Consider the following 23354-nt stretch of genomic DNA (forward strand, 5'->3'; position numbering starts at 1 on the left):
AAATACGCAAACATTATTCGTGCATTTATACTTCATTTTTTAGATAAACGTAACAACGCTTACTCTTTAATTTCCTGCACTTGCGGCTGTAAGCGTTTACTTTTTATTTTGTAAAAAAGATAAACAACTGCAAATCCGACAACAGAAACACTCGCACCAACAATAGCATCCAGAAAAAAATGGTTGCCTGTTACAATTATCACGAATAATACAAAGACGGGATACGCAACCATTAGCAGCTTCAACAATACTTTTTTTGTGTACATACATACGCAAATGCCGATTATCAACGCCGTTCCAAAGTGCATAGACGGCATGGCTGCATATTGATTGAAATAATGTGTAAGACTGCTGCTATATAAATTCAAATGGCTTACTTGCAGAAGTGTGTCTTCAAAGCCTATGTCGTGCAGCATTCGCGGCGGCGCACACGGAAACCACATGAAAATAAACAGCGTGATGAAATTGGCAAACAAAAAACCATTCCGGATGAAATAATATTTTTCCCTGTGATAACGGAACAGCCAAAAAAAGAATGCAATAATCGACGGTACGTGCACCAGCAAATAAAAACGGTTCATAAACCGGAGCAAAAGCGTAGCTTTTGAAAATATATGCTGTAACGTTATCTCATAAAACAAGCTATGCATTTGTTCAAAAGACACAACTTTATACGCATTTTGAAATGCCGTATGCTCATCGCCGATAGCAATAAATCGCGAAACTTTGTAGAAAATAGCAACACCAATGAATAATAATACTTCTCTTAAACCTTTATTTTTTTGAAAAGAAAAGGATAATGCTTCTGTTCGTAAATCTTTCAACTCAATACCAATTTTACAGATGTAAATAATTATATTTTCACTTGGTATAACAGTCGATAAAGCTTCTCTTATGAAAAGAAACTTTTGCAAAATTAAACAATTGTTTTATACAATTGTTTAATTTTTGTAAAAAATAAATTGCCATAAAATAAAAACGGTTCGCACGAAAGCAAACCGTTTTTCAAAATATATTTTTGAATTAATTTATTCCGGAATAATCAACGAAGATTTTCCGGGAGCAATATCCACCAATTCAATATCGAAAATCAAATCTTTTCCCGCCAAAGGATGGTTCGCATCTAATACCACAACATCGTCTTTCACTTCTTTAATTACTACTTGAAAAGTTTGTCCCTGGTCGTTGCTCATTTGCAATGGCATTCCCACTTCGGGGTTTAATTCGGGCGGAAACTGGCTGCGTGGAAATTCTACGATTTGCTCTTCGGAAACAGGTCCGTAAGCATCTGCCGCAGGAATATGAACCGTACGTTTTTCGCCTATTTGCAAGCCGGTAGCGCCGTCGTCAAAGCCTTTGATTACTTGTCCGCTTCCAATCTCAAACTCAAGCGGGGAGCGACCTTCGCTGCTGTCGAAGGTAGTTCCGTCAGTTAATTTGCCGTGATAATGTACTTTTACTTTATCGCCTTTTTTTGCTGTTTGCATAGTCTGTAATTTGTGGCAAGGTAAACCTTTTCTGCGATTTGCTATTTTCAACGTGTATTTGTTGTAGGTTTGAAAAGATTTTTTAATGAACTGAAATTTTTGGTCCAATGTTTTTTTCTCTCAAAAAAAAATTATTCATTTTACCATTTGTCATCTTTTTTTCTTTAACGAAAATGATGGCGCAGCAAATTTTGCCTGCGGCTTATCAAACGGAAAATTATCTGCCTTTATTGAAAAATAAAACGGTTGGTGTATTTGCAAATCCTACTTCCGAAATCAACGGAACGCCTTTAGTAGATTCTTTGTTGTCGCTCGGAACCCGCGTGGTGTGTGCATTCGGGCCTGAGCATGGTTTTCGCGGCGATGAAGATGCAGGCGCAAAAGTGGGTAACGAAATTGATAAAAAAACAGGCATTAAAATAATTTCTTTATACGGAAAGAAAACAAAACCATCGGAAGAAGACGTAAAAAATGTAGATGTTTTGTTGTTCGATTTGCAGGATGTGGGTGTGCGTTTTTATACTTACATCGCATCGTTGCAACACTTTATGGAAGCGGCAATTGACTTGCATAAACCATTAATTATTCTTGACCGACCGAACCCGAACGGCTTTTATATTGATGGTCCAATACTTGACAGAAAATATGCAAGCGGCGTAGGCGAGCAGCCGATTCCTGTTGTTTACGGAATGACGATTGGCGAATATGCAAAGATGCTCATTGGCGAACATTGGCTGAATACAAAAACAAAATATGATGCAAAATCTGTGGACATAAAAATTATTCCCTGTAAAAATTATACGCACGAAAGCCGTTATATGCTTCCCGTGAAACCCTCGCCAAATCTGCCTTTCATGAGTTCGGTGTATAAATATCCGTCTATGTGTTTTTTTGAAGGAACGGTGTTGAGCGAAGGTCGCGGCACGGAATTTCCTTTTGAGATTTTTGGTCATCCGAGTTTGGATAAATCGTTATTCAGCTTCACGCCCGAACCGAGAAAAGGCGCGGAATCATCAAAGTTTTACGGACAAGTTTGTTACGGCTGGAATATTCATGATTCTGTTTTCTGCAGTCATTTGGTATTAAAATATTTATTGCAGGCATACAAAGCATTTCCGGACAAGCAGCATTTTTTTATAAGCCAGGGAAATGAACCGACAAAAATTTTCTTCAACAAATTGGCAGGCAGCGATGAACTGATGAAACAAATTATCGCAGGAAGAACGGAAGCGCAAATTCGCCGAAGCTGGCGCAAGCCTTTGAAAAAATTTATGCAGATAAGAAAGAAATATTTGCTCTATCCATAGTTGAGCATTGAAGTGCGGGATGCTATGCGAAGCGTCCTCGCTTCGCATGATTATTCTGTTGCCTCATGGCAACTTTAAAGTCGGCAAGAGCCGACAGAATAGGCGTTTGAAGCGAAGACGCTTCAAACAGCAAAAGATTATTCTTCCGGCAGCGGTTTAAACTGAATATACCTTTCCCATTTTTCAATCAGCTGTTGCATATCATTTGGCAAAGGCGAATCAAAAAACATTCTTTCATCTGTAACAGGATGGTCGAAACCCAATGTTTTCGCGTGTAATGCGCAGCGCGGACAAACTTCAAAACAATTATCTACAAACTGCTTGTATTTTGTATAAACAGTTCCTTTTAAAATTTTATCGCCGCCGTATTCCCAATCGTTGAAAAGCGTATGCCCGATGGATTTCATGTGTACGCGAATCTGGTGCGTGCGACCGGTTTCCAGCACACATTCCACAACCGTTACATAATTCAATCGTTCCAAAACTTTGTAATGCGTTACGGCGTGTTTGCCTTTATCGCCTTCGGGATAAACGGTAAACATTTTTCTGAAACGCTCGTGGCGGCCGATGTTTCCGATGATTGTGCCTTCATCTTCTTCCACATTTCCCCAAACAACGGCGATGTATTTTCTGGTAACGGTATGATTAAAAAATTGCTTCGCCAGATTGGATGCAGCTTCGCCGGTTTTTGCCAGAACAATTAATCCCGTTGTGTTTTTATCGATGCGATGAACAAGCCCGAAACGCGGCAAATCTTCTTCATTTAAGTCAGGATTTTGTTGTTGCAAATGATACGCAACGCCGTTCAATAAAGTTCCCGTATAATTTCCCACGCCGGGATGAACCACCATATTCGGCGGTTTGTTGATGACCATTACGGCATCATCTTCATACACAAAATCAAGCGGAATATTTTCGGGAACAATTTCTGAAAACTCAGGATTTATGAGCGTAATCCAAACAATTTTATCATCAGGTTTTACGCGGTAATTGCTTTTAACAGCACGACCATTTACGGTAAGAAAACCCGCGTCGATGCCTTTTTGGATTTTGTTGCGCGTGGCATTTTCGATACGAGCGTGCATCCATTTATCAATGCGCAAAGGCTCTTGCCCTTTGTCGATGATAAAGGTTTTCTTTTCGTACAGTTCCTCTGCATTTTCTTCCTGCAATAAATCGTCGTGTTCGAGCATGGCGCAAAGATAATGGCTTTGTTATCTAATTTTTCCCGCAGATATTCGCAGAATTAAATACCCGCAGATATTCGCTGAAAAGAATCTGCGTCCTCAGCGAAAAAATCCGCGCATATCTGCAGGAAAATCCAACAAATTTTTTTCTCGCAAAAAAATCATCTATCTTTGCACGACCTCTCTATTATAAAAGATTCGATTTTAATTTTCCGGACAAATAGCATCAGGTCATAACATAATTCATCCGTTTAAATAGTTAAGTTTTTGCGCGGATGAACTTTTTTTTAGTAAAATTTTTATTCAATATATTATGGCAAAGTATGTATTTGTTACCGGCGGCGTAACCAGCAGTTTAGGAAAAGGAATTATTGCGGCTTCGCTTGCGAAACTCCTGCAGGCACGCGGTTTCAGCGTTACCATTCAGAAATTTGACCCGTACATTAATGTTGACCCGGGAACGCTCAATCCGTATGAACACGGCGAATGTTATGTAACCGAAGACGGCGCGGAAACCGATTTGGATTTGGGGCATTATGAGCGTTTTCTCAACATACATACTTCACAAGCAAACAATGTAACTACAGGAAGAATTTACCAAACCGTCATCAATAAAGAGCGCGAAGGCGCGTATCTCGGAAAAACTGTTCAGGTTGTTCCGCATATCACAGATGAAATCAAACGCAGAATGTTACTGCTCGGTCGCGGCGGCGAATATGATATTGTAATTACGGAAATCGGCGGAACGATTGGCGATATTGAGAGTCTGCCTTTTGTGGAAGCCATCCGGCAAATTCAATGGGAATTGCCCGATGAAGATGTGTGTGTAATTCACTTGACTTTAATTCCATATTTGCGCGCAGCGAAAGAGCTGAAAACAAAGCCCACACAGCATTCCGTGAAAATGATGAGCGAAACGGGCGTGCATCCCGATATTATTGTTTGCCGCACGGAAGAACCTTTGACCAATGATTTGAAAAGAAAAATTGCACTGTTTTGTAACGTAAAACAGAACGCTGTAATCGAAGCGATGGATGCTTCATCTATTTACGAAGTTCCTTTGGAAATGCTGCGTGAAAAATTGGATGTAATTTGTTTAAACAAGTTTGGCATTACGGATTTCAAAGAACCGAACCTTGACAAATGGAAAGCATTTCTGGATAAAATAAAATACCCGAAATCGAAAATCACGATTGGTTTAATCGGCAAATATATTGAGTTGCAGGATGCATATAAATCCATTCTCGAAAGCTTTATTCACGCAGGCGCAATGAATGAAGTGAAAGTAGTAGTGCAGAACATTCACAGCGAATTTATTACGCCGGAAAATGTTGCGGAAAAATTGCAGAATGTTGATGGAATGCTTGTTGCGCCGGGCTTTGGCGAGCGCGGCATCGAAGGGAAAATATTAGCGATCAAATATGCCCGTGAAAATAATATTCCGTTCTTCGGTATTTGTTTGGGAATGCAAATGTCGGTCATTGAATTTGCAAGAAATGTGCTGAATATTAAGGACGCGCATTCAACTGAAATGAATAAGAATACGCCGAATCCGGTTGTGAACATGATGGAAGAACAGAAGAAAGTAAAATTGATGGGCGGAACAATGCGTTTAGGTTCTTATCCTTGTGAAATAAAAGAGGGTTCGCTTGCAGAAAAAATTTACAGAACTACGCATATTTCCGAACGCCATCGTCATCGTTATGAATTTAACAATGATTATCTCGAACAGTTTGAAGCAAACGGCATGAAAGCCACAGGATTCAATCCCGATACGGGTTTGGTGGAAATTGTGGAAGTGCCTGCGCATCCGTTTTTTATTGGCGTGCAGTATCATCCTGAACTCAAAAGCACGGTGGAAAATCCTGCGCCGTTGTTTGTAGATTTTATAGCTGCGGCAAAAGTATTTAACGAAAAAAGAACGGCACAGAAAAAAGAAGTAGGTGTTGTTTAAATGAAAAAAATATCAGTCGTAATTTAAACGCCCACGATTTAAATTGTGGGCTTTTTGATTACTGCTGATAGTCTCGGTACGTGTCTTCATGTACTGAAAAAGGTTCGTGTAGGCACGAAACTCGGCGGAGAAATCATTCATTACCGTTAACCACAATTTTCTCATCCAAATCGTCCAAAACGTGTTCTGAAAAATCTTCCAAATCTTTATAATCCGCGCTTTTTACAATGGTTTGAAGAATGGATAAATGCGTGATTACTGTAATTGTTTTTGCAGTTGTATCTAAAATGTATTCGCTTTTATACGATGCAAATGGCTTTGAAATATTTTTATTCTTCGGCAAGTCTTCCGGCTGAAAACCTTGCGGATAGTGCAATTCAACAGTATCGGATATTTTATACGGATAATCAAAATAGTAATCTTGCTTTCTCGCTGTGTCGTCCGTAATTCTTTCTTTGAAAATCCGGTGCAATCGCGACGGCATAAATATTTTTGAACCTGTAGTAAAATCGGGGAAATTGCCGTAATTCAATTTCGCATTGTACGAGAATGGTGTTGTGAATTTATTGCTTTCCGTAATGCCGATAGAGTCGGCAGGTTTGAAACTCAGGTAAGAATAGAAAAAATCTTTTTTGTGTTCGTCCGATTCCTGATATAAATAAGCAAGATGTTCCTGTTTTATTTCGCCCGTTACATTGATTTGCGTGTTTACAACTGCGCTGCCATCGACATTCAGGTTGATGATGCTTTTTGAACTCAATGTGTTTTCATCGGCATTTTCAAGAGGCGTTCTTACAAGCTCGCCGCCTTTTTCATTAATCAATAAAGCCAAATGATTTTGCGTTTCGGTGTATAGTTCGCCGAAGTCGTTGCTGCTGCTGGTACATTCAAGCCAGATGCTGTCTTTTGCCTGCGGAATGCAAAGCAAAACGTGATTGAACGCATTAACCGGAAAATCTTTGGTTATTGGCGTACTCAACGTTCCAAAGTGATTGATGACGGGATAACTTTTAATGCCGACTGCGCTCAAGGCTGCCTGCATATAATTGGTCAGTGCTTTACAATCGCCGTATTTCTTAGTGTTTACAAAGGAAGCTGCAAAAGGTTTCCAGCCGCCGATGCCCAACTGAATACTTACGTAGCGCATATTGTTTTGCATATAACGGTAAATGGTTTCGGCTTTTTCGCGGTCGGTGGTTTTATCTTTTACCATGTTCTGATAAAAGGTTTGTTCCTGCGGCGTTAAGGTGTTTGTGGTACTGATTAAATCGCCGTACCATTTTCCAAAGCTTTGCCAGGTGCTCATATCGCCTGTATAATCATCCATTTTAAATTGCCTGGGCGCAAATAATATGGATGGCAAATACAAATATTGGGGTCCTGAATGGCGTGCAACTTTTATGGCAGGCAGATTGTTTTCAGTCCAACTGTAAGTAATGTTTGAAGCGTCTTCTTTTTTTATACAATTGTCTTTTATATTAATGGTTTTGTAGCGCAGTCCTAATGTTTTAGGAACAATAATTTGCGCAGACGATTGTTCAACCGATTGGTCTTTATCCTGAATATCGAACGAAGGGTAGAAGAGCAAGCCTTTGTATTTTTCTACGGAATTTATTTCAATGGTTATCGGGTAAGACGGCGCTGTAACCGAAAAATAATATAGTTTTCCGTCTTCCACTAAACCGTCGCCGTAACTTGTTGCCTGCAGGTCTTTGAGCGAATAAGTTTTGATTTTATTTCCCAAAGAATCATATACGGAAATTGAAGCGTCGTCGAGCTTGTCGAATTTAAAAGTGTAGCAGCCGAAAGACAAATTATCATCGCCGTCGTGATTCAAAACAGTAATGACGCTGTGATGCTGAAACACGGCATCTCCAATGCCTTTGACCGTAAAATGTAATGTTTCTTCGCGCTTGACGGAATTAGCATGTTTCAACAGGTTTTTCGGAATATTATTGACGGCATATTTTTGTGTTTGAGCTTGCGCAACAGCCGAATGCGCTAATAAATAAGTGCAAACAATAAATGACGTTAAAATTTTTTTGGTAATCATAAAGGCTTAACGGGTTTTTCTTTTCACTACAATTCTTTCGTTGAGCAATGTAAACAGCTGCTTATAAAATGCTTTAATGCCGGCATATTCGTCCAGCGTGTAATCCGGTCGGAGAAAATTGACGGACAATAAATAACTGAGCGTTTGGTCGCTGTTTTTCTGAAATATTCTTTTTAAGATAATGCTGCTGTCTTCTGTGCGAACGGCAAAATTTTTGGGCAGCTCATCGAAAGTCAAACTGCTGTCGATATTAATGTAACCCATTACGTTGTATGATTGCAGGCTTTTGAAATCAATGGCTGTTAATCTTTTGTCGGAAGTAAAAGGGTTTTCCGTGGACATTCCGTAAAGGTTATAAGGAATCAGCAAATAATTGCCGGAATTGTGTGCGCCCCCGCTTAGGGTAAAATTAATGTTCAGCGGAAGCGAATCATTATCTGTATGTTCAACATTTATGGAGTCGGCATCAATTGTGATGTCTTTGCTGTAAGATAAATCTGTTTTCAGCTTGTTTTCTTCTACTTCTTTCATTTCGATGGCGCGCGCATAGCCTGAATAAGTAAGATTGCCGAAGCCGGATATTTTGCCTTTCTTGTCTATATCTATATTGATAACTGCACCTGTCGAAAATTTTTGTAAAACGCTTGCCATTGTTATCCACGAAGCGTTTTTAGACATTGTCAATCCTTGGGAAAATAAAACATTGTAAGGTATCAGTCCGAATGGATTGTATTTGTCTGCTGCGTTCAAAACATACGTGTTGCTGTCCACGGTTACATACGCCATTACCGAGTTGAACTGGTTCATATTGATATAGTAGCGATTTGTTTTCCCGTGGTCGCTTGTACTTACCAAAATGGGGTCGGCGTTGATTTTATAATCGCGCAGCCAGTTGACGAAGAGTAAATTAATATCTGCCGTGCTGCCCTGTTTCTTATCCCACGCATTTTTGATGCCGCCATCTTCAAATGCGCCAATGTCGTCGTCTCCGTTCCATTTGATGTTTTTTTGCAAATAATAATAAATGGTTTTCAGCTTATCGATATTGGTTTTACTATTCGCAACCAAGGAATCTAACTCGGACGGATGTTTTACATTTCTCTTCAACTGCCCGCCGCAAGTGTATTCGTCCAGATATTGCTCGGCAAGCTTTTGCCATGTAGAACCTACGACAATGGTAGATTCGCCCGGCGGCGTGATAGAGGTAAGGTTGAAATCCACTCGTTGATTGTAGTCGTTGAAACCGGGCATATACGGCTCGTCGTGTACGCTTGCCACATTGTGCATGATAAACCAGTTGCCATCGGCATCGGTACTTTTTTTAATAGTCATTTCCTGTCTTCTGTTTACCTGGTAGTTAAAGTCAAAATAATCGGGAACGATTAGATTGTACGCGCTGTATTTTACAGGGTATTCATGTTGAAAATACCACGAATCTATGTTACCTATAGTTTTTTTATACTTGGTGTAACGAAACTCTATCACAGACCCGACACGAACATCCGGCAGGGCAAAAGATACTTCGGCATATTCTGCGTCCACATCTTTTTTATAAATATCGCTTTTTTTCAACCGGCTTACGGTAACATTGCCGCTGCCGTCCATATTATAAACGTAGCCGTCGATACCTGTGATATCTTCATAGTTGTCTTTTGCGTAATAACGCAGTTTCACGTCGGCAATGGAGATGCCTGATTCTTTAAATATTTTAAACCGGGTTCTTCTTTTCGTAATAATATTTACACCTGCATTCGATATTTGGTAGTTTACTGTTCCTATATCGGCAAGGCATTCGAGCGGCGCGCCGGGGTCGAAATCGCAATCTTTTAATTCAAGTTCGGTTTTATCCGGTTTGCCGAAAGAAATTAATTTGTCCTGAGCGATATTTTTTTGTGCTGAGCATAGCAATGTCATTACTATTGCAAGCAGGTGCAGCGCGTTTTTTTTCATGATTTGAAGCGAAGTTTAAGTATGTATTTGGTATTTCAATTAAAACAAATTGCTGATGAAGTTAGGAGAAATAAATTGATTGAAGAAAAATAAAAATTTTTCAATGATGGAATAATGAGGTCAATATTTAATTTAGCAGGTAGTTTAGCAAAAAGCTATCATTCCTATATATTTAATGAATAATTTCCTCTCATTTTTAAATAAAAAACTAATTTTTTTTATTATTTAAAATATAATCTCTATCTTTGCGCTCCCAAAAATAGTATGGCTAAACAACCATTAATAAAACAGGACGGAGTAATATTGGAGGCATTGAGTAACGCAATGTTTCGAGTAAAGTTGGAAAATGGTCACGAAATATTGGCAACTATTTCGGGAAAAATGCGAATGCACTATATTCGCATTCTGCCCGGCGATAAAGTAGGCGTTGAAATGAGTCCTTATGATTTGTCGAGAGGGAGAATCATTTTCAGGTATAAGTAGAAATAGGCTTTAGTCTTATTGTACTAAAGTTCTACAAACAACAATAAAGCTTAAAAGCTATTTGATATGAAAGTAAGAGCATCAGTAAAAAAGCGCAGCGCCGACTGCAAAATCGTTCGCAGAAAAGGAAAGCTGTACATTATTAACAAAAAGAATCCTCGTTTTAAACAAAGACAAGGATAATCAACTTTGAGAATGAAGCAATTTGAGAATTTGAAAATGATTTTTGAATTGCTGCAATTTTCAAATTATAGAATTTTCAAATTATCAAATTAAAATAGAAATATGGCTCGTATTGCCGGCATAGACTTACCCAAAAATAAAAGAGGCGAAATAGGATTGACCTATATTTTTGGTATTGGACGTTCAACAGCTCAGTATATTCTTACTAAAGCTGGTATTGATTTCGATAAAAAAGTAAATCAATGGACGGATGATGAACAAGCTGCTATCCGTAACATTATCAACGGAGAAATCAAAGTTGAAGGTGCTTTGCGTAGTGAAGTGCAAATGAATATTAAGCGTTTACTGGATATTGCTTGCTATCGTGGTCTTCGTCATCGTAAAGGATTGCCTGTTCGTGGTCAGCGTACACGTACCAATAGCCGTACCCGCAAAGGGAAACGTAAAACGGTTGCAGGTAAAAAGAAAGCGCCTAAGAAATAGTAACTTAATCAGTTTCAAATCTCAAGCAATTCCGGTTGTTTGGGATTTGAAATTTTGTGTTTATAACAAAAAAGCCGTCGGATAGTTCTTCGGGAGAAGAAAAGGAGAGGCGAAAATTCAGAAGATTACCTACAAACAAAAAAAATGGCAAAAGGAAAACAACAAACCAGCGCAAAAGCTGCCGCTAAAAAAAGAGTGGTAAAGGTAGATGCGCATGGCGATGCGCACATCAGCGCAACATTCAACAACATCATTGTAGCGCTTACCAACAAGCAAGGACAAGTAATTTCTTGGTCTTCTGCCGGTAAAATGGGCTTTCGCGGTTCTAAAAAGAATACGCCTTATGCAGCGCAATTAGCTGCAGCAGATGCTGCAAAAGTAGCAGTAGATGCAGGCTTAAAGAAAATTGACGTTTTTGTAAAAGGTCCGGGTGCAGGTCGTGAAGGCGCTATCCGTTCTTTGGCGCAAAGCGGTTTGGAAGTTGCAATTATCAGAGATATTACACCGCTTCCGCACAATGGTTGCCGTCCTCCTAAGAAGAGAAGAGTTTAATGTAATTAAGAATTAATAATTAGTAATTAAAAATTATTGGACGATGATAAATAAGTCCGCATCAAATTACTAATTATTAATTTTCAATTATTAATTGATAAAGGATGTTTTATTCATTTTAGATTTTTACAGATAAAACATCGTCATTAAAAAATCACAAACAAATAAACTTTATGGCACGTTACACAGGTCCAAAGACCAAAATCAGCCGTATTTTCGGCGAGCCTATTTTAGGCAACGGAAAATATCTTGGCAAAAACAGCAATCCTCCCGGTCAGCACGGTGCATTGCGCAAGCGTAAACAATTGGGCGAATATGCTACTCAGTTGAAAGAAAAACAAAAAGCAAAATACACTTACGGTGTATTGGAACGCCAGTTTCGCAATACCTTTGAAGAGGCTAACCGCATAAAAGGTGTTACAGGCGAAAACCTGATTAAATTGCTGGAAGCTCGTTTGGACAATACAGTTTTCCGTTTAGGAATTGCAGAATCCCGTCCGGCAGCGCGCCAGTTGGTAAGCCACAAGCATATTACCGTAAACGGCGACATTGTAAACATTCCTTCTTATCAGTTGAAGCCCGGCGATATTATCGGTTTGAAAGAAAAGAGTGAGGCGAATGCAGCATTAACAAGCCGTATTCGTGGCAAAAATCCTAAATTTTCCTGGCTTGACTGGAATGAAAGTGAAAAGAAAGGTACTTTTATTACCTATCCTGAAAGAGAAAGTGTTCCGGAAAATATCAAAGAGCAGTTGATTGTAGAATTGTATTCTAAGTAATGAGATTTCTTGGGAGTTTTCAAACGGTATTTTTTCAACAAATATTTTAAAACAATTTTTTTCAGTTTCTTGCTGAAAATTTAATAAAAAACAAGTTTTAATATGGCCATATTAAACTTTCAAAAACCCGATAAAATCGTTTTACAGAAAATAACTGATTTCGAAGGTAAATTTGAATTTCGTCCACTCGAACCGGGATTCGGTCTTACAGTGGGCAATGCATTGCGCAGAATATTGCTTAGCTCATTGGAAGGATATGCAATTGTAGGTATCAAAATTGATGGCGTTGACCATGAATTTGCTACTATTCGCGGCGTTACCGAAGATGTAACTGAGCTGATTCTGAATCTAAAACAAGTACGTTTCAAGAAGATTGTTGAACAGGAAGTAAGCAGCGAAAAAATCGTTTTGTCTGTTAAAGGTAAGAACGAATTTACAGCCGCTCAAATTGGCGAAGCGACTTCAAGTTTCGGAATTATGAATCCGGAATTGGTGTTGTGTACTTTAGATACGTCTGCGAAATTGGACATTGAATTAACTATCGGCAAAGGTCGTGGTTATATTCCTGCTGAAGAAAACAAGCTGAAGGACACAGCGTTTGGCTATATCGCTATCGATTCTATTCATACACCTATCAAAAATGTAAAAATAGCCATTGAAAACTATCGTGTAGAACAACGTACAGACTATGAAAAATTGTTGTTAGACGTGATTACCGATGGAACTATTCATCCTGAAGAGGCGGTAAAACAAGCATCAAGAATTTTGATTCAGCATTTGATGATTATTACCGATGAAAACATCACTTTCGACAGTAAGGAAGATAAGAAAGAAGATGTGGTGGATGAACAAGTATTGCAATTGCGCAAAGTATTGAAAACACCGTTGGAAGATTTAGACCTTTCTGTACGTGCATTCAATTGTTTGAAAGCTGCAAAAATCAACTCTTTGAGCGAATTGGTTCAATATGAACAAGAAGACTTGATGAAGTTCCGCAACTTCGGTCAGAAGTCTTTAACCGAAATCGAGCAGGTATTGCACGAAAGAGGTTTACAATTCGGTATGGACTTGGCTCGTATGGGTATCGAAGTAAACGATTAATTTTATAAATAATTTTTTAAATCAGACCTTTGGGTCGGTATTTACATTCCTTGACACGGTGTAAATATAAAATCTGGAAAAATCATGCGTCATGGAGATAAGCAAAACAATTTAGGCAGAAAGAAAGCGCACAGAGATGCGTTATTGTCAAACCTTGCTGCACAGTTAATCACACACAAGCGTATCGTAACTACTTTGGCAAAAGCTAAAGAATTGCGTAAGTATGTTGAGCCGTTGATTACAAAAACGAAGAAGAATTCAAGCGAAGCTTTGATAAGTCACAATCATCGTATCGTGTTCAGTTACCTGCAAAATAAAACTGCAGTAAAAGAATTATTTACCGTAGTTGGTCCGAAAATCAATGAACGTCCGGGTGGTTATACACGCATCATCAAGTTAGGTATTCGTCCCGGCGATAATGCAGAAAAAGCAATGATTGAGTTAGTTGATTTCAACGAAGTTTATGGAGCTTCAATTGAAACAGGAGCTGAACCGGCTAAGAAAACACGGCGTAGTCGTTCTTCTGCGAAGAAAGTGGAAGCAGCTGTAGCAGAAGCGCCATCGGCTATTACTGAAGCAGAAGTTGCTGAAGAAACTCCGGCAGAAGAATTGCCAAAAGCAGAAGACAATACTACTGAAGAAACAAAAGAAAGCGGCGAAGAAGCTTAATCATGTAAGAATAAGTTTTAATAATAAAAGAGCAACCCGTTTAAAGTTGCTCTTTTATTTTGAAGTTGCAAATATGATTTGGTAGAAATACAATAATTTAATTTATTTGCAGCCCTAAAGTTTCCGTAGCTCAGTTGGTAGAGCAGCTGACTCTTAATCAGCGGGTCCAGAGTTCGAGTCTCTGCGGGAACACTGAAAATCAAGCAGTTATGAAGTAAATTCATAGCTGCTTTTTTATTTGGCGCGTATTTTTGGCTGCAGATAAAAATTAACAGCCTTTATGGTATCCAAGACTTCTCTTTTTATACTCTGCAATTAGGATTAATTAGTTTGAAAAATGCCTATAAAGATATTTGTCCAAATGGATGATTATTTAGAGGCATTCCATCTCACCATTAAAAAACAATAAAAATAAACAGATGAAAGTAGGCTATTCAAAGATATTTGTCAATTTAATAATTAATTGTTTATTTTGATGTAAATTACAATCGTTTGTATGTAGGTGATTGATTTCTTAACAATGGATAATTCCGTTTTTTATTAAACTCAAAACAGTATGCACAAAGGACTTCTGCTTGTTATTTCTTTGATTCTTTTTAGCGGTTATACTAAAGCACAGCAGGGTTTATTAACGCTTTCAAATATTGATGTAACCAAAGGTTTATCTAATAATTCTGTAACCTGTCTCTTGCGGGATAAATACGGCTTTATGTGGATGGGAACTTACGATGGCTTGAACAGATATGACGGCTATGAATTTAAAATATTCCGCAGCAAATGGCAAGACTCAACATCGCTTATTAATAACCATGTTGTTGTTCTGAAAGAAAATAATGAGCATTCCATTTGGGTTGGTACGCTTAAAGGATTATGCGTATTTGATTACAGAAGTTTTAAATTTCATAATATTTATTATTCCCCGAACGGGCAGCATTCTCCGCATGAAATGGACGCCCGTATTAAAGAAATAGAAACCGATAAAAATGGTAACACATTTGTTGCTACTGAAGATGACGGTTTATTTGTATTACAAAAGGATAGAAATATTTTTAAGCAAATACCATTTGAAAATTCGGTTAAGTACAATGCTTCAGCGATTACTCTATATAAAAACAACGAGCTTTTATTGTTTATAATGGGAAAAGGATTATACACATTTAATCCTGTTGATAATACAATTATTTTGCTTACAGATAAAATTACCGATGCATCTAAACTGCTTTATCTGCCTGAACAAAATAATATTTTAATAGGAACGGAAAACGGTCTTTTTAAATACGATATATCCTCAGGCGAAATATCGCTCCCCTATCTTCAATTTGCACATAGTAACGTTACTAATCTGTATAAAGATAAAGAAAACAATCTTTGGGTTTCTACCGACGGCGACGGACTGGGCGAAATCCATCCCGATAACAGCGTTGATTTTCTTAAACAAAGTGATGATAACAACGGATTAAAGAGTAATGCAGTTTATGCAGTATATGAAAATAATAATGAAAAATGGATAGCAACGTTAAGAGGCGGCGTAGGTATCTTAAATACCAAGCCGAATTTGTTTAATACCATCAGGAGGAATCCCGTTTCGCATAATACACTTGCAAGTGATTTCGCGCTTTCATTCGGCGAAGATGATAAGCACAATATCTGGATTGGTACGGACGGCGGAGGCATAAGTTATTGGAACCTTAAAACAAATACTTTTACCAATTATACGCATAACCCTGACAATCCAAATTCGCTTTTAAGCAATTATGTAACAAGTATTTTGAACGATTATAAGAATCGTTTATGGATTGCATCTTTCAGCGGCGGTATTGACTTATTTAACAAGACTACAAACAGCTTTACACATTATCCTTGTTATAATCCCGTTACGGGAAAACAAAATATCAATTTATGGAAATTGTACCAGGATTCGCATCATCGTATTTGGGCAGGATGCACCAAAGACGATGCGCTTTTTCTTTTTAATGAAAAAGAAAACCGCTTCGAGTTGTTCGATAATTCGCTCATCAATATTCACACATTGTATGAAGATTCGCGGGGCAATCTCTGGGCAGGCAATTACAATCAGCTGATAAAAATAGATACGCTACAAAAACGTCATTTATACCTCAACGTGGGTTATGCTGTACGCGCTATCATCGAAGATAAAAATCATCGTTTATGGATTGGGACAGAAGGCGGTGGTCTAATGTTGTACAATCAGGCGAACAATACTTTTAAGCATTACACAGAAGCCGACGGATTGCCAAGCAATTCTGTTCTGAATATTTTGCAGGATGCGCAGGGCAATCTTTGGTGCAGCACGTATAATGGCTTAGCCAAATTTGATGTTGCAAAAAATACATTTGTCAATTTCAATATTAACGATGGATTGCAAAGTAATCAGTTCAACTACAATGCGGCGTTTAAACTGAGTAACGGCGAGTTTTTATTCGGTGGCGTAGGAGGGTTTAATAAATTTAATCCGGATGAAATCAGGAAAGATATTATTCATCCGCCATTGTTGGTAACTGATTTTAAAATCAATGATGTACCGCTTGAGGATACCAGGTATTTGCCGCAAGGCTCAACACCTGTAGATGTGGAAAATATAAGCATTCCGTTTAATCAGGCTACGCTTTCTGTACGATTTGCAGGTTTGGATTATACAGCGCCGGGCAGTATTGTATATGCTTATTATTTGGAAGGTTGGGATAAAGGTTGGAATGATGCCGGTAAAGCACGTGTTGCAAATTATTCCCGTTTGTATGAAGGAAATTACAAGCTGCATATAAGAGCCACCAATACAGATGGGAGCTGGAGTGCCGATGAGAGAGTTATCAATATTAAAGTTCTTCCGCCGTGGTACAGAACGTGGTGGGCGTATTTGCTGTATGCGGCAGCATTTGCATCGGCTGTTTATTTTTATTTGAAATACAAACAAAGGCAAACAGCGCTGGAATATGAAATGAAGCTCACGCGCCTGAATGCCGAGACAGAAAAAGAACTGACCGAAAGAAAGATTTCTTTTTTTACCAATATTTCTCACGAGTTCCGAACTATGCTTACGCTTATCATTAATCCGATTAAGGAACTGATGAAAAATGTAGATGAAAATGAACATCCCGAAGAAATAAAAACTGTTTATAAGAATTCCAAACGAATGCTTTCTTTGGTAAGTCAATTACTGTTGTTCAGAAAAACCGATGCGGAAGATGCGGAAATGCAAGTAAGCAAACTAAATTTTTCGGCGCTTGCAAGAGAAGTGTTTGACAGCTTTGCCTATCAGGCAAAAACAAAAACCGTTCATTATACTTTTGTATGCGACAATGAAAATGTAGAAATATACGGCGATTATGAAAAGCTCGGAATCGTGCTGTTCAATCTATTGTCCAACGCAATAAAATACGTGCCTGAAAAAGGAAAAGTCGAATTGACCGTAAAAGAAGATGAAAACAAAGTGCATATATCTGTTACCGATAATGGTTTGGGAATAACAGAAGAAAACAAGGAAAAAATATTTTTAAAATATTACCAGATTCATTCGCTGGAAAATACGGGAAGAACGGGTTTCGGCATCGGCTTGTTTTTAGTCAAAAATTTCATTGACAAGCATTACGGATATGTCGGTTTTTGCAGCGAACAAAACAAAGGCACAACTTTTAATATAGAACTCTTAAAAGGTAAAAAGCACTTTGCAGGCATTCCTATTCGGGAAAGTAAAAATAGTGACCAAACTTTGCTGGAAGAAATTATGCCGGAAGAAATTGTGCAAAACAATGAACAGGTTTTGAATGATGATATTTTGCAAGCAGAATTAATTTCTACCAATAAAACCATTCTTTTAGCGGATGATGATGTTGATATCCGCAGTTACGTACGCAAATTATTTGCAAACGGTTATAAAATAATCGAAGTAAGCAACGGGCTTGCGGCATTGGAACAGGTAAGAAAATGTATGCCCGATTTGGTTATTCTTGATCTGGTAATGCCCGGAATGTATGGCGATGAAATTTGCCAATCCATAAAGAGTGATGAAAGGCTAAGTCATATTCCCGTCATTATGCTCACGGCGGAAATTTCGTCGGAAGTAAAGTTGCGTTGTGTAGAATCCGGCGCGGACGATTATATCACAAAGCCGTTTGATAAAGAACTGTTATCGGCGCGGGTTAATAATTTATTGAAAACGAAAAGTAACCTTCAGCGTTATTTTTATAACGAGATTACGTTACAGGAAAATTTTCAGAAAATATCTGCCGAGGATAAAGCTTTTATGGAAAAATGTATTGCTGTTGTGGAAGAACATTTGGATGATGACCAGTTTGAAATTAAAAAACTGGCTGATAAACTCTGTATGAGCCATTCCAATTTATACAAAAAGATACACCATATTTCCGGCTACTCGGCAAGCGGTTTTGTGCGGTTTGTCCGTTTACGGAAAGCCGCCGAACTATTTATCAATGCCGATCATAATGTGAATGAAACGGCTTTTATGGTCGGATTTAATGATGTTAAATATTTTCGTACACAGTTTCAAAAAGTCTTCGGAATGACGCCTTCGGCATATATTAAAAAATATCGGAAGTCTTTAGGTGCATCTTATTCCTCCATGAATTTTAATGCTTCCTGATATTTACAAATAGTTAAAATATCCCCCTTTTTTACCAATTTCTCCCCTTTTTCTAAGTGCTAATGAGTGTTATTTTGTGCATTGTCTCGGATGATGTTATGAATGCTGCGTTGTCAGTAAACCATTAAATTATTTGTTAGGTGGAAGCAAAATCAGCGATATTGACATTTTTATTTGGAGCGAGTTTTATGTTTGTTTTGGCGCAGCAAACAAAAGTTCCTTTTCATACAAATGTACCGTTAGATTCCATTCGCTTAAGCGATCCGTTTATTTTAGCAGATAAGCCGACACATAGTTATTATATGACCGGTACGGGCGGGTTAATATGGAAAAGCCGTGATTTGAAATTTTGGACAGGACCTTTCCGCGTCGTTCAGATTAATCCGCATTCTTGGATGGGCAGTAATCCTCAAATTTGGGCTGCCGAGCTACATTATTATCATGGCAAGTATTATTATTTTGCCACATTTACAAACAGCAATATTAAGATTGATACTTTCAGAGGAAATGTGATTGAACGCCGAGCTTGCCACATTTTAGTGAGTGACCACCCTGATGGACCTTATGTTCCTATGGCAGATTCAATATACCTGCCTGCCAATAAATCTACTTTGGATGCCACATTTTGGGTCGAAAATAATACGCCTTATATGATTTACTGCCATGAATGGTTGCAAAACTGGAACGGCACAGTCGAGAAAATACAACTCAAACCTGATTTAAGCGGCACCATAGGTAAAGGAAAAATATTGTTTCGGGCGAGCAGTTCTCCTTGGAGCCGGGAAAAATTAAATGGCAAAATTGTTCCAAACAGAGTAACGGACGGACCGTATGTTTTTCGTACCCAGACCGGAAAGTTGGGAATGCTATGGACAAGCTGGGTATATAATAATTATACCCAAGGCGTAGCATATTCAGTAAGCGGTACACTGGATGGTCCATGGTTACAAGAGAAAGAACCGATTACGCCACCGAATTTCGGTCATGGTATGTTATTCCGAACATTCGATGGAAAGTTATTAATGGTAATACATAGTCATAGCGTAAATGAAAGAGGGACATATATCCGTATTCCTTGTTTATTTGAAATGGATGATTCAGGAGATAAATTGGTTGTAAAGAGACGTTATTTTCCGTGAGTAGCCGTTTATAGAAAATGATATAACCGAATATTACCAAAATCTCCCTTTTTTGTACTGATTTCTACCCTAATATTTAGCGTTGCAGAGTGTTGCTTTGTACGAACATTAGTTAAATTAAAGAAACTGAATTTTCAACTTTTTGGTTCTTATAATTTTTACGAATTAAAATTCTCTATATGAAAAAAAGAAAAACTACATTTCTTTCTTGTGCAAAACCTGGCGGTAAGCTTTTGATTGCCAGAATCTTGGTTGCATTATCAATGCTCGCTATTTTTATTGATGATGCAGCGGCTCAAACAGGAAAAACGATTCAGGGTACGGTTGTTAATGGTCGCAATGTACCGCTTCCCAATGTTTCTGTGGTTGTGCTTGCCACTAAAGCCGGAACTATTACAGATAGCAGCGGTCAATTTGACTTACATGCGAATTCTTCCGATAGTTTGATGTTTTCAATTATCGGCTATAAAACGCAAACTATTGCGATCAATGGACAATCGGAGATTCATGTAGTGTTGCAGGAAAATGAATCACAAACGTTAAATGACGTGGTGGTGGTTGGTTTCGGTACTCAAAAGAGGGTAGATTTAACGGGTGCCGTAAGCACAGTTAATATGAAGGATATTGCTAATCGACCGGTTCAGAGTTTGTCACAGGCGCTAGAAGGTACAGTTCCCGGATTGAATATTTCTCAGAATAACGGCTCTCTGGAATCTACACCAAGTATTAATATTCGTGGTACCGGAACGATTGGAACATCATCCTCCGCACCATTAGTTTTGATTGATGGTATGGAAGGCTCAATTACTGCTATAAACCCTCAGGATGTGGAAAGTATATCTGTTTTGAAAGATGCTTCAGCTTCCGCTATTTATGGCAGCCGTGCAGCTTTTGGGGTAATTTTAATTACTACCAAAAAAGGAAGTGTAGGAAAATCAAAAGTAAATTACAATAATAACTTCCGCTCTTCACGCCCTCTACTATTGCCTCAGCAGATGGACTCTTACACCTGGGCGCTCTATATTAATGCCGCTAATGTAAATAGTGGTAGCAGCGCATTTTTTGATTCTACCCATCTTCAAAGAATCTTGGATTATCAGGCAGGGAAAATAACGGATGATATTATCTCTGACATTAATAATCCTACTCGTTGGGCAGATGGATATGCCTATGGAAATGCTAACGTAGATTGGTATAAAGCAATGTATAGAAGCCAATCGCCATCTCAAGAACATAATATAAGTGTAAGTGGTGGTAATCAGAACACCACATACTATGTTTCCGGAAATTACATGAGCCAAAATGGATTGATGCAATTTAATCAGGATTTTTATCGCCGTTATGGCGCTACTGCCAAAATCAATACAAAAATTAACAACTATGTATCGGCAGGGTACAGCAACAGGTATCTCCATGAAAGCTATCAAAGACCTGCGGCTTTGACAAATGGTTTTTATCAGGATTTGGCGCGGCAAGGCTGGCCTACGTTGCCGCTCTATGACCCAAATGGTTTTTTATACAGTTCGCCTTCTCCTGCATTAGCCATGGCTGAAGGTGGGAAAGATAATACCCAAACCGATTGGGATTACCAACAATTACAAATTACAATCGAACCTTTAAAAGGATGGAAAATATATGCTATCGGAAATTATCGTTCACAAATAGTTTTTCGTCATTGGGATTCGCAGGAACTCTATAATCACGATGTAAACGGCGAACCATACGTTTATTCAAACAGTTCCAATGTATATGAATATGGTTATAAACAGGATTATTTCAATTATAATGCTTATTCGGAATATGCCTGGAACATTAAAAATGAACACCATTTTAAAATGATGGGGGGCTTTCAATCGGAATCTACCAAATACAGGGATGTAAGCGTTCAGCGTAACGGAATTATTGTTCCCGCAATTTCCACTATTAATACAACCTCTGGCACCGACCCTAACGGAGTGCCTATAACACCGGCAGTGACCGGACAGTATCAGGCATGGTCAACTGCCGGTTTTTTTGGACGTCTTAATTATGATTACAAAGAAAAGTACCTATTAGAAGGTAATATTCGTGATGACGGGTCTTCCCGTTTCAGAGAAGATAATCGTTGGATATTATCGCCTTCTCTTTCTTTAGGGTGGAACGTTGCAAAAGAGGCTTTTTGGAAAGGAATTGATAATGTAATAAATACATTTAAAATCAGGGCTTCTTATGGTAAACTGGGAAATGAAAATACCAATAACTGGTATCCTACCTATGTTACAATGCCTATCGGAACAGCCAATGGTACGTGGCTGGTTAATGGAGCAATGCCTAACACCGCAACTGCACCCGGGCTTGTAAGTTCTACACTTACCTGGGAAAGTATCGAAAGCTATAATTTGGGGGTTGATTTGAGTATGTTCAATAACCGACTGACAGGTTCTTTTGACTGGTTTACCAGAAGAACTAAAAATATGGTAGGTCCGGCGCCTGAACTTCCTGTTATTTTAGGAACGGCTGTTCCGCAAACAAATAATACCGATTTGAAAACTTACGGTATTGAAACGGAAATTACTTGGAGCGACCATCTTAACAATGGATTGGCTTATAATTTACATTTTCAATTATCGGACGACCAGACAATTGTTACCAAATATCCTAATCCCACAGGATTGTTAAGTACTTATGTGCAAGGTCGTAAGCTTGGGGAAATATGGGGGTATACTACCATAGGAATTGCTAAGACCCAAGAAGAAATGGATACACATTTAGCTACGCTCGACGGTGGTCAAAGTTCTCTTGGTTCTCAGTGGAGCGCTGGAGATATTATGTATGCCGACTATAACAAGGACGGTAAATTGAGTTCAGGAAAAGGAACTGTAAGCGATCCCGGAGATTTACACGTTATAGGTAATAATACTCCGCGCTATACATTCGGATTTACGGCCAATGCAAGTTGGAAAGGGTTTGACGTGAATCTGTTTTTCCAAGGAGTTATGAAAAGGGAGATTTGGCAGGGAAGCCCTTTCTTCTGGGGTACAACAGGCGCCGGTCAGTGGTGGGCGGACGGATTCGTACAACACGAAAACTATTTCCGCAATGACCCGGATGACCCGCTTGGGTTGAACCTGAATTCATATTATCCTCGCCCTTTGTTTAGTGATAAAAATGAACAGGTACAAACACGATATTTACAAAATGCGGCTTATATACGATTGAAGAATATACAAGTCGGTTATACCTTACCATCTTCTTTAGTAAAGAAATGGGGCATCGAAACAATTCGCTTTTATGTATCGGGAGAAAACCTGTGGACAGGAACAAAAATGGCAAAAATGTTTGACCCTGAAACTGTGGATGGCGGCTCAGGCGGAGATGTTTATCCTTTGCAAAAAGTGTTATCTGGAGGTTTAAGTATTACATTCTAACA

The 23354-nt window shown here is 38.5% G+C and carries 17 protein-coding genes and 1 tRNA gene; 13 read left to right on the plus strand and 5 right to left on the minus strand.

All coding sequences use genetic code 11. The annotated features are described in order from the left end of the window. Positions 1-59: 59 nt before the first annotated feature. On the minus strand, positions 60-824 hold the full coding sequence (locus A9P82_RS14365; RefSeq protein WP_066208988.1) for a phosphatase PAP2 family protein: 765 nt from the start codon (positions 822-824) through the stop codon (positions 60-62). Between the two features lie 204 nt (positions 825-1028). After that, positions 1029-1487 (minus strand): FKBP-type peptidyl-prolyl cis-trans isomerase, encoded by a 459-nt coding sequence (locus A9P82_RS14370; RefSeq protein WP_066209973.1) that lies wholly within the window; start codon positions 1485-1487, stop codon positions 1029-1031. Positions 1488-1660: 173 nt separating this feature from the next. Here A9P82_RS14370 and A9P82_RS14375 point away from each other — a divergent pair, with 173 nt between their 5' ends. Beyond that, the gene (locus A9P82_RS14375; protein ID WP_231891170.1) at positions 1661-2794 is read left to right on the plus strand and encodes an exo-beta-N-acetylmuramidase NamZ family protein; all 1134 of its coding nucleotides are present in this window, start codon (positions 1661-1663) and stop codon (positions 2792-2794) included. Positions 2795-2931: 137 nt separating this feature from the next. Here the strand turns inward: A9P82_RS14375 and A9P82_RS14380 are convergent, their stop codons facing one another. Then, complete coding sequence (locus A9P82_RS14380) at positions 2932-3987, minus strand: RluA family pseudouridine synthase (protein WP_066208992.1); 1056 nt, start codon at positions 3985-3987, stop codon at positions 2932-2934. 307 nt (positions 3988-4294) lie between these two features. Here A9P82_RS14380 and A9P82_RS14385 point away from each other — a divergent pair, with 307 nt between their 5' ends. Next, entirely contained in the window at positions 4295-5935 is a 1641-nt protein-coding gene (locus A9P82_RS14385; protein ID WP_066208993.1) for a CTP synthase, read from the plus strand. 133 nt (positions 5936-6068) lie between these two features. Here the strand turns inward: A9P82_RS14385 and A9P82_RS14390 are convergent, their stop codons facing one another. Then, a complete protein-coding gene (locus A9P82_RS14390) occupies positions 6069-7988 on the minus strand; it encodes a DUF3857 domain-containing protein (RefSeq protein WP_066208994.1) in 1920 nt (639 codons plus the stop codon). 6 nt (positions 7989-7994) lie between these two features. Continuing rightward, a complete protein-coding gene (locus tag A9P82_RS14395; RefSeq protein ID WP_066208995.1) occupies positions 7995-9938 on the minus strand; it encodes a DUF3857 domain-containing protein in 1944 nt (647 codons plus the stop codon). A 264-nt stretch (positions 9939-10202) separates the two neighbouring features. Between A9P82_RS14395 and infA the strand changes: the two genes are divergently transcribed. The 11 genes from infA (at position 10203) to A9P82_RS14450 (ending at position 23352) form a co-directional block, all read left to right on the plus strand. Further along, positions 10203-10421, plus strand: coding sequence for a translation initiation factor IF-1 (infA, locus tag A9P82_RS14400; protein ID WP_066208999.1), 219 nt, complete (start codon positions 10203-10205; stop codon positions 10419-10421). 66 nt (positions 10422-10487) lie between these two features. Then, complete coding sequence (ykgO, locus tag A9P82_RS14405) at positions 10488-10604, plus strand: type B 50S ribosomal protein L36 (RefSeq protein WP_066209001.1); 117 nt, start codon at positions 10488-10490, stop codon at positions 10602-10604. Positions 10605-10706: 102 nt separating this feature from the next. Further along, the gene (gene rpsM, locus A9P82_RS14410; protein WP_066209003.1) at positions 10707-11087 is read left to right on the plus strand and encodes a 30S ribosomal protein S13; all 381 of its coding nucleotides are present in this window, start codon (positions 10707-10709) and stop codon (positions 11085-11087) included. Positions 11088-11231: 144 nt separating this feature from the next. Next, entirely contained in the window at positions 11232-11639 is a 408-nt protein-coding gene (rpsK, locus tag A9P82_RS14415) for a 30S ribosomal protein S11 (protein WP_066209005.1), read from the plus strand. A 173-nt stretch (positions 11640-11812) separates the two neighbouring features. After that, positions 11813-12418, plus strand: a complete 606-nt coding sequence (gene rpsD / locus A9P82_RS14420) for a 30S ribosomal protein S4 (protein ID WP_066209007.1) — start codon at positions 11813-11815, stop codon at positions 12416-12418. Between the two features lie 102 nt (positions 12419-12520). Then, on the plus strand, positions 12521-13519 hold the full coding sequence (locus tag A9P82_RS14425) for a DNA-directed RNA polymerase subunit alpha (protein ID WP_066209009.1): 999 nt from the start codon (positions 12521-12523) through the stop codon (positions 13517-13519). Positions 13520-13603: 84 nt separating this feature from the next. Then, positions 13604-14188 (plus strand): 50S ribosomal protein L17, encoded by a 585-nt coding sequence (gene rplQ / locus A9P82_RS14430; protein ID WP_066209011.1) that lies wholly within the window; start codon positions 13604-13606, stop codon positions 14186-14188. A gap of 119 nt (positions 14189-14307) precedes the next feature. Further along, positions 14308-14380 (plus strand) — tRNA-Lys (locus A9P82_RS14435). A 364-nt stretch (positions 14381-14744) separates the two neighbouring features. Then, positions 14745-18806: a hybrid sensor histidine kinase/response regulator transcription factor gene (locus tag A9P82_RS14440; protein ID WP_066209012.1), complete on the plus strand. Its 4062-nt coding sequence runs from the start codon at positions 14745-14747 to the stop codon at positions 18804-18806. A gap of 140 nt (positions 18807-18946) precedes the next feature. Next, positions 18947-19945 carry a glycoside hydrolase family 43 protein gene (locus A9P82_RS14445; RefSeq protein WP_197492186.1) on the plus strand — a complete coding sequence of 333 codons (999 nt, stop codon included), beginning with the start codon at positions 18947-18949 and terminating at the stop codon, positions 19943-19945. 179 nt (positions 19946-20124) lie between these two features. Beyond that, complete coding sequence (locus A9P82_RS14450) at positions 20125-23352, plus strand: SusC/RagA family TonB-linked outer membrane protein (protein ID WP_066209017.1); 3228 nt, start codon at positions 20125-20127, stop codon at positions 23350-23352. Positions 23353-23354 lie beyond the last annotated feature (2 nt).

Origin of the sequence: Arachidicoccus sp. BS20 (genome assembly GCF_001659705.1) — a bacterium.
In the GTDB taxonomy this organism is placed as follows: domain Bacteria; phylum Bacteroidota; class Bacteroidia; order Chitinophagales; family Chitinophagaceae; genus Arachidicoccus.